The sequence below is a fragment of the Streptomyces sp. NPDC006134 genome, from assembly GCF_040628835.1.
Taxonomy (GTDB): Bacteria; Actinomycetota; Actinomycetes; order Streptomycetales; family Streptomycetaceae; genus Streptomyces.
On the sequence record NZ_JBEXTV010000085.1, the window covers coordinates 14,591 to 23,363 of the forward strand.

Consider the following 8,773-nt stretch of genomic DNA (forward strand, 5'->3'; position numbering starts at 1 on the left):
GGAACCCCGGCCGCTGCACGGCCGGGGTTCCCCGGGGTGATGAGCGCCGGTCAGCAGGTGGTGCCGCCCGCGCCGTACATCGTTCGGCCACGTGTCTGCGGACCGCACCGCACCACCATCACCGCGTATCAGGAAGGTCAGCGCCGCAGGGTGAGGACACCCGGCCGCCATGGCAGTCGGTTGTAGTCGCCGCCCGCCGTGGGGGACTTGCCCTGGTAGAGGAACTGCAGGTTGCAGGGGTCGATGGTCATGGTCTGGTCGGGGTTGTCGCGGACCAGGTCACCGTGGCTGATGTCGTTGGTCCAGGTGGCGCCGCTGTTGGCCTTGCCCGCGAAGGGGTTGCTCTCGGTGGCGGCCTGCGGGGTCCACGTGCCGCTCAGGCCGGAGGCCGTGAAGGAGCGGAAGTAGCGGCCGTTCGCGCCCATCGCCTCGACGATCATGAGGTACTGGTTCTGGCCCTTGACCTTGTAGACCTGCGGCGCCTCGAAGAGGTTGGCCTTCGTGTCGCTCATGATCGTCGTGTACGACGAGCCGAAGTTGCCCGGGAAGTTCCCGATCGGCATGCTCGCCCGGTAGATCTTGCCGTTGTCACCGGCGAAGAACAGGTACATGTTCTGGCCGTCGGCGATCAGGGTCTGGTCGATCGGGCCGGTGTCGGAGTCGGGGAGGCTCCCGGTGAACAGCGGCTGCGGAGCGGACCAGCCGTTGGGGTTGGTGGGGTCGCTCGACGTGCGGTAGATGAAGGGCCACGCACCCCACTGGTACGCCAGCACCCAGATGTTCTTGGGCGCGAAGTAGAACAGCGTAGGTGCCACCGCCGCCTGGTTCATGCCGGTCTGGCCGGCCGACGCCATGTCGGACCAGTTCGTGAAGGGACTGAACATCATCGAGCCGTACGACGATCCCGAGTAGTTGGACGCGTAGACCAGGTGCTTGCCGTTGTGCGTCACGGTGGTGAAGTCCTTCACCGAGGTCCATCCGTTCGCCGGCTGCGCCAGCACGCCCGTCGACGTCCACCGGTACGTCGGCGGAAGAGAACACGTGCCGCCCGTCCCCGTCCCGGGCAGGCCGCTCCACTTCTGGTGGCTGCCGCCGTTGCACGTTCCGAGCTGCACGGCCGTGCCGTTGGCCGTACCGGCGCCCGCGGTCTCCAGACACAGCCCGGACTGCACGCCGACGACCGTGCCGTCGGTGTTCACCCGCCACTGCTGATTGGCGCCGCCGGAACAGGTCCAGATCTGCACCCGGGTGCCGGCCGTGGTGGCGTGCCCCGGGACATCCAGGCACTTGTTGCCGTACACGGTCAGCTGGTTGGCGTCCGTCAGCGTCCACTGCTGGTTGGTCCCGCCCCAGCAGTCGTATATCTGCAGGTACGTGCCGTCGGTCTGGACGGCGCCCGGTACATCGAGACACCGGTTCGAGCCCACACCGCGCAAGGCGCCACTGGCAGCCGCCTGAGCCGGGGTGGCGACGAGCATCGCCGCCAGCGCGGCCAGGACCGCGGCCGCGGCGGCGAGCACCGCAGACGGATGCCTGCGGCTGAAGCTTCCTCTGTGCATGAAGACGTTCCCAACCTTGAGTAGGCGGTTCCGGCCGGCCTCGTCGGAGGTCGACCGGACTGTCGGTGCAGTGCGGTGTGCCGCGGCCTGTGGGCACCACGGCAGACCGCGCAGGCCGCTTGGGACTTCCCGGTTCTTCACGGCCTCCTGAAAGTCCGGTGGCGGTCACCGGCACGCGACAGCGGGAGCAGTATTGACAAGAGCATGACATTCACGTGTGGCACACTCCTTGCGGCTCACTGTTCGGGGGTGCGTCCCGGGGATGCCCTGCTGCGCGATGGAGCGACTTCGGCGCGTTCGTTATATCGAACGAATGTCGAAGGGTCGAGCAACCTGAATGATAGAGACCCGGCGAACGGCGTCAACCCCTCTCGCAGGTATCGCTCTCGACGTCGAAATGTTTCGTAGGGGCTGTGCGCGAAACAGCGCACGTCACACGTCACATGGCTCGGATTTCCTGCCACTTGACGCCGGAGCGGAGCGATCGCGTGGGCGGTGCCGACCCCGGCCGGCCGCTTCTCCAGCATCCGCGACCGGCTGGTTTTCCGAATGGCGTCAGAAATTTCGGCCTTCTCTTCGGGTGATCGGCGGACGGCTGCTCCGCCTCCTCCCGCTCCGCGCGGGCCGGGAGTGCCCGGGCGCGTGAGATGTTCACGGGTGAGTCGTGAATGTGTGCCTGTCGGGAGGTGGGGGCGGGGCTGGAAGGTGGACGGGCTTGGTCCTGAAGGCCCGTCAAACGGAGGTTCTCCATGCGCCGTCGCGTCCTGCCCCTCGTCGCCGCCGCCCTCGCCGTACCCGCCGCCCTGGTGACGACGAGCGCCGCGCACGCCGCGCCGGCCGACAAGGCCGCCGTGCTGTCCAGCTGGACGCAGAACAGCGCCAGCAGCTACAACGCCTGGGTCGCGGCCCGGAACAACCAGTCGGCCTGGAGCGCCTACGGCTTCGACTGGTCGACCGACTACTGCAGCAGCTCGCCCGACAACCCCTTCGGCTTCCCCTTCCAGACCGCCTGCGCGCGGCACGACTTCGGGTACCGCAACCACAAGGCGATGGGCACGTTCGACGCCGGCAAGGCGCGGCTGGACTCCGCGTTCTACGCCGACCTGAAGCGGGTGTGCGCCGGCTACTCCGGTGCGCAGGAGGTGTCGTGCAACTCCACGGCGTGGATCTACTACCAGGCCGTGGACAAGCTGGGCAGTGTCGCGCCCTCCGGTGTCGCCGCCGGCTGACCGTTCCGCCACAACCGTGCGGTCCCGGACGTGAGGGTTCATGTCCGGGACGTCACGGCGTAGCCGGGCCGGGCCGGGCCGGAGATCGCACACCCGGAAGGCTCACCGCGGCTGTGGCACAGCGAAACCGAGAGAGGGTGCACGACCTTGGACAGCGTCGGGGACCGGACCGTTCACCTCTGGTCGCTCAGCGAGGACGTCGTGGTGGAGGCCGGCAGGGCCGAGGGCCAGTTGGTGCTGACCGGGCCCTGGGGGCCCGAACTGATCGACGGCACCGGTGCCACGGTCCGCGAGGCCCTGCGCCGCATGGAGCTGGGACCGGTCATGCTGACCAACGTGGGACCGGGCGCGTCGGCTCCCGTGGTACTGCTGCCCGTACTGGAGCGGCTGTCGCACCTGGTGGTGCGGACGTTGAGCGTCGACGACCTGGGCGGCCCGCTGCTGTCCGCCGCCCCCGTGGCGCGGACCGCATCGTTCCGGCTGGCCCCGCTGCCGGGACACCGTCCGGTGTGGCTGCCCGCCGACGTGACGGTGCGGCGGGCGCCGCGAGGCTTCACGGTGGAATCGTCCGGCGCCTCCTACAAGGTGCTGGTGCACCGGCCCGAGGCCGCGTGGGTGCTGGGGCTGCTGGCCTGGCCGGTCAGTCCGGACGACGCCTCGGCGTCGCTCGCCCTGCCCCCGGGTGTCACGGAGGCCATCCTCGAGTACCTGGCGGCGGCCGGCATGGCGGCACCGGTGGAACCGTCCGCCGGCGCGGGCGGCTCCTACCCGGGTGCCACCGCCGTACGCGGGCGCAGGCCCCCTCTCCTGGGTGTGCCGCCGGACGCGGGTCCTGCTCCGCCCGAGGGCTGAGCGCTCGTGCGTGAGGGCGGGGCGCCGCGCGACGGCCGAGTCCGGCCCGGGTTCACAGGAGCCAGCCCGCGTCCCGGGCGATTCTTATGGCGTCGACGCGGTTGCGGGCGTTGAGCTTGGCCGCGGCGGTCGTCAGGTAGTTGCGTACCGTGCCGGGGGCCAGGTGGAGGCGGCGGGCGATCTCGCCCGCGTCCGCTCCCTCCGCCGCCAGTTGCAGCACCTCCGTCTCCCGCTCGGTCAGCGGGGTCCCGGTGGCCTCCCAGGCCGCGAGCGCCAGTTGCGGGTCGATCACCCGGTGACCGGCCGCCACCCGCCTTATCGCGTGGGCGAGTTCGCGCGGCGGGGCGTCCTTCAGCAGGTAGCCGTCGACGTGGGCGGAGAGCGCGCGGCGCAGTGTGCCGGGGCGGCCGAGGCTGGTGAGGATCAGTCTTCGGCACTCGGGCAGCCGCTCGCGCAGGAGGGCGGCCGCGGTGAGCCCGTCGGTGCCGGGCAGGTCGATGTCGATGACGGCGACGTCGGGCCGGTGCTCCAGCGCGGCGTCCAGGATGAGGTCGCCGCGCTCCAGTTCGCAGACGACCTCCAGGTCCGCCTCCAGGTTCAGCAGCGCCACCAGGGCACCGCGGACCATGTTCATGTCCTCGGCGAGCAGCAGGCGTATGGCCACCGGGCGGTCCTCTTTTCGGGTCGTGTCCCGCTGCGGGTCGTGACGCCCGCCGGGGGCGTGGCCGTGCCGTCGGCGCGGCGCGGGGCAGGGGCGGTGGAGCTGGACGGGTGGAGCGGCGTGAGGGGTGAAGGGGTGGGGGTGAAGGGGTGGGGGCGTGGAGTCCCGGGCGGTGTCAGGCCGCCGGGTCGGCGGTCCGGCCGGTGCTGCCGCTGACGCTGCCGCTGCCGGACACGGCGTCCGCCTCGGCGACCAGAAGGAACGTTCCGTCTTCACCTCGCGCGGCGATGAGCTCGCCGCCCACCGCCGCCAGCCGGGCGGCCATGTTGCCCAGGCCGCTCCCGCTGTGCGGGGAGTGGTCGTGATAGTCGGCGTCGACGCCGTCGTTCCGTACGGACAACCGCACCTTCTCCTCCGTGCGGGTCGCCAGGACCTCGCAGTAGGTGGCCTTGGAGTGGCGCAGCAGATTGGTGACGGCCTCGCGCAGCACCGCCGCCAGGACGGTGTTCACCTGCCGGCCCAGCGGTCCCGTCCGCAGATCGGTGCGCACCTCCACGTCCGCCGCGGCCAGCAGGGAGCGCGCCGAGACCAGTTCGTCGGCGAGGGACATCTCGCGCAGCCCGCTGGCGACCTCGCGCACGTCGGCGAGCGACTGGCGGGAGATGACGAGCACGTCCCGTATCTCGTCCATGGCGCGCTGCGGGTGCGTGGGGACCAGCCGGTGGATCAGCTCGCTCTTGAGCGTGATCGCGGACAGGCTGAAGCCCAGCACGTCGTGCAGGTCGCGGGCGAAGCGCAGCCGTTCGCGGGTCACGGCCATCTGCGTCAGCTGCCCGCGCGTGCGGTGCAGGATGCGGACGAGGTCGGCCAGCCGGGTCAGGCCGAAGACGACCAGGCCGGTCAGCAGCGTCGACTGGCACAGGTACAGGCTGTCGAGGAGGGAGCGTCCGTCGAGGGCGGGGGGCACGAGCATGGTGAGGCCGACGGCCCCGTACAGCGGCCAGGCCCATCTCGAGGGCAGGAGCAGCAGCAGGGAACCGGCGAAGAAGCCCGCCATCGCGCCCCACTCGGCGCGGAAGACGGCGATGGGCAGGTAGGTGAGCAGCGCCTGGACGCCGAGGGTGACCGCCTTCTGCCGGGGGGCGGCCTGCCCGGCGTCCGGCTGTGAGTGGTGCATCTGGATCGCGAAGATGACGACGAGGCTGCCGAGGGCGGCTCCGGTGACACCTGGTGAGAGGCCGGCGGCCAGGATGTTGAGCGTGGTGATGAGCAGGTAACAGGCGAGTGCGGCCAGCAGGATGGTGCGGGCCAGCCGTGGCGCCGGGAGGTCGCGTCCGTCACCTGGCGTGCCGTACTGCTCGTCCCACTCGCGCTCGTGCTCGGGAAACCCGTGCTTCTCTCCTTGCCCCGCACCCTCCCGCCAGGCATCTTTGTCCGATAACCGTCTTGCGGATCTGGGGCGTTCCCCTTGATCGCCGTGAGGTGACATCGCTTCGCAACCTCTTCTGTCGCACGTGCGTACGCCGTAAGAGATCGTAGGCGATGAACCTCACGAATCACGCCGACTTCGGCCGATTAAACGAATACCGGTATGGGGTTCAAGCGATCGTAACCAGTGGGTTCCGGGCATCTCCCGAGGGCCACGGGCACGTCGTAGAGCCGGCCCGGGGCAAAGCGTGGCCAGAAATGCCGCATCCCCGGGACGATCACCTTGACCACGGGAAGCCCCAGGTCGGAGCGGGTTTGGTCGAGGACCAGCAGCTCCATGCCGCGCTCGCACACCAAGGCCGTCACGGCCCGCACGTCGTCCAGCAGGTCACCGCGCGGAACATATCCGTAATCCTGCGGCGTCAGCGACCGGATGGCCGGATTCCGTACCAGGTATGGTTGGTTGGCGATGGTTGCCCGACGCCACCAGTTCACCGGATCGGGGTCGTTGACGCGATATCCGGAATTCTTTCCTCCGGACCGGGAAACCGCCGGCAGCAGCTGCCCCATTTCGGTGAGGGCCCGGCGGAGGGCGATGTTCGGATCGAAATGCGCGCCGAAGCCGAAGACGATGTCCTCCGTCGGCCCCGCGGTGCGGCGGGACAGCGCCGCCACGACCGGGATGCCGAAGTCCGACGTCAGGTCGAGCGCCCACACCTCGCGGCCCAGCCGCGCGTACCCCTCGCGCAGACGGGCCACGTAGGGCTCGTCCACGGCGTCGAGGTCCACGCCGGGCTGGCGGGTGCGGTTGTACCACCACAGGGCGACCGCGTCCCGCTCGACCAGTTCCAGGAAGCCCTGGACCAGGGCGTCCTCGGGGCTGGCGCCGGCCGCGTTGCCGTTGGAGTCCGCCCACAGCCCGTCGGGGGCCGTGGACTCGCTGAAGTACAGCATCGAGGCCGGCAGCAGGCGGTGGGTGCCGGCGGTCAGCGACCAGACCGGCGTCCACTCGGTGACCCGGTCCTCGTCGAACGGCTCCGGCACGTACTGGAGCCGGGAGCCGGAGGCGTTCCAGCGGTCGCGCTCGCGCAGCTGGCGTTCGTCGTAGAGCTGGCAGGCGGCCGGGTGCACGGCGGTCCGCGGGCCGATCCCGCGGTAGCTGTCCCGGACGACGGGCTCGTCGCCCTGGCGGGTGCCGCTGTAGCGTTCGACCGCCTCGCACAGGGCACTGACCCTGGCCTCCTTCTCGGTGAGGCCCTTCCCGCCGCTGAGCGCGCGCAGGCCGGCGCGGAGACCGGTGAGGGAACGGGACCCCATCGCCAGGTTGGGACCGGACAGGAACGCCTGGACGAAGTCGGGGCTGTCCGGCGCCCGGGAGATCTCCTTGATGATGCCGGTGACCGGGTCGACGAGGCCGCCGTACCGCTCCAGCATCCGGGCCGGCGTCAGCGCCCGGTGACCGCCCAGGTCCAGGTCCGCCTTGGGCCGGGAGACCGGGACGAACGGCGCCGACACCTGACGGGACATCAGTTCCGGATCGCCGCAGACCGGGCACTGGGGCCGCCGGGTGACCGGGTGGGCACGCATGCCCAGGTGCAGGGTGTCCAGGGTGTGTACCGCGGACTGTCCCGCCTCGCGCACACCGGCCAGCCACTTGGCGGTCTCCAGAACCGCCAGCTGCGTCGCCAGGGCCGTGCAGGCGTGCAGCGTGGCGGGCGGCCGGTCGACGGGCCCCGCCAGGCCCAGGTGCCGGCGCAGCGGCTCTTCGGACGTCCGGTGGCCGCTCAGCCGGACCGCCAGGCAGTTCCAGCAGGGCCCGTCGCCGGACCGGAACACCGGGCCGACCCACGGGTCGGGGCCGGCGGTCCTGATCGGCAGCCACGGGATGCCGTGGGCGCGGTGCAGGCTGTCCACGTCCCGCAGGGCGGGCGTCAGGTAGTCGTCGCACAGGACCAGGGCGAAGTCCGCCGGCTCGGTGGGACCGGCGACGGTGAGGAGCGACTGGGCGCAGGCGGCCCGCAGCGCGTCCTCCGCCGCGGGGTCGGTCCCGAGCACGACGATGCGGACCCGGGCGGCGGCCACGTCGTGCGCGGCGTGGCCGCCGTCCAGGCCGGCCAGGTCCCAGTACGCCTCCGAGGCGGGGGCCGGGCGGGTGCCGGCCCCGTGCGGCCGGGTGGCGGGCGCCGGGCCGCCGCCCGCGAGGGGGGCGGCCGCGGGCGCGGTGCGGGTGCGCAGCAGGCCGGCGTCCTCCATGACGGCCAGCGCCTCGCGCGCCGGGCCGGGGCCGCCCAGTGCGCGGGCGGCCTCCCTCACCACGGTGTCGGCGCTGCGGCTTCCGTCCAGCAGCGGTACGAGTGTCTCGGCGAGCGGGCCGAGCAGGACGGTGATGCCACGCTGCGAGACCAGGTACACGGCCTCGCCCGGCACCACCGTGGGGCGCAGGTGGGTCTTCAGGCCGATGAGCCGCGGCGGCGCCGGGTGCGGGCGGCGCGCCTCGCCCCGGCCCTCCGGGCGTCCCTCTTCGTGTCGTCCCCCGTCGTGGTACCGGGGTGCCTCTTCGCGTCCCCCGGCAGAGATCATGCGGTGTGCCGCCCGGTGACCGGGGCCGCCGCGACGCAGATGGTGAACAGCGCGACGCCGTTGTCCGGGGAGCCGTCCAGGTCCTCGATGACGAACTGGCCGGCGGCCTGGAAGTCGGCGGCGGGTTCGATGGAGCTCAGTGCGGTGACCGGCGTGAGGTCGTACATGGCGATGATTCCCCTTCGTCGAAACGCACGGACTGTGGAGCTCTTCGTCTGCGTGAAGATTCTGCGAAGCGGGTGTGCCGGCCAGACAGTGCGGGTCTCACCTGTGGGGGGTGAACTTTTCACGCGGTGGCCCGCGGAAGGGGCGAGCCGGGCGCCCTTTCCGTTCGGGGCTCTCAGAGTCCCGGGCAGAAGGGGAGTCCGATCGGCTCGCGGCGTCCGGTGCGTGCGACCGCAAGGCGCCGGAGCGCCCTCGTGGCGGAGCCACGTGGGCGTTTCGGCAACGCGGCGAGCGTGCGT

7 protein-coding genes are annotated in these 8,773 nt (G+C 71.5%); 2 read left to right on the forward strand and 5 right to left on the reverse strand.

The annotated features are described in order from the left end of the window. Window positions 1-137: 137 nt before the first annotated feature. Window positions 138-1,559 (reverse strand): non-reducing end alpha-L-arabinofuranosidase family hydrolase, encoded by a 1,422-nt coding sequence (locus ABZ340_RS34170; protein WP_358785771.1) that lies wholly within the window; start codon window positions 1,557-1,559, stop codon window positions 138-140. Window positions 1,560-2,308: 749 nt separating this feature from the next. Between ABZ340_RS34170 and ABZ340_RS34175 the strand changes: the two genes are divergently transcribed. Together ABZ340_RS34175 and ABZ340_RS34180 are read left to right on the forward strand one after the other, a co-directional pair. Further along, window positions 2,309-2,788 (forward strand): phospholipase, encoded by a 480-nt coding sequence (locus ABZ340_RS34175; RefSeq protein ID WP_358785772.1) that lies wholly within the window; start codon window positions 2,309-2,311, stop codon window positions 2,786-2,788. A 147-nt stretch (window positions 2,789-2,935) separates the two neighbouring features. Then, window positions 2,936-3,640: an NADH oxidase gene (locus ABZ340_RS34180; protein ID WP_358785773.1), complete on the forward strand. Its 705-nt coding sequence runs from the start codon at window positions 2,936-2,938 to the stop codon at window positions 3,638-3,640. Between the two features lie 52 nt (window positions 3,641-3,692). Here ABZ340_RS34180 and ABZ340_RS34185 read toward each other — a convergent pair whose 3' ends face one another. From ABZ340_RS34185 to ABZ340_RS34200, 4 genes are all read right to left on the reverse strand, one after another. Then, the gene (locus ABZ340_RS34185; RefSeq protein WP_358785774.1) at window positions 3,693-4,304 is read right to left on the reverse strand and encodes a response regulator transcription factor; all 612 of its coding nucleotides are present in this window, start codon (window positions 4,302-4,304) and stop codon (window positions 3,693-3,695) included. 172 nt (window positions 4,305-4,476) lie between these two features. Further along, a complete protein-coding gene (locus ABZ340_RS34190; RefSeq protein WP_358785775.1) occupies window positions 4,477-5,790 on the reverse strand; it encodes a histidine kinase in 1,314 nt (437 codons plus the stop codon). A gap of 86 nt (window positions 5,791-5,876) precedes the next feature. Beyond that, window positions 5,877-8,309, reverse strand: coding sequence for a TOMM precursor leader peptide-binding protein (locus ABZ340_RS34195; protein WP_358785776.1), 2,433 nt, complete (start codon window positions 8,307-8,309; stop codon window positions 5,877-5,879). After that, window positions 8,306-8,476 (reverse strand): hypothetical protein, encoded by a 171-nt coding sequence (locus tag ABZ340_RS34200; RefSeq protein ID WP_358785777.1) that lies wholly within the window; start codon window positions 8,474-8,476, stop codon window positions 8,306-8,308. Before ABZ340_RS34200 ends, ABZ340_RS34195 begins: the two co-directional genes overlap by 4 nt. Window positions 8,477-8,773: the final 297 nt, after the last annotated feature.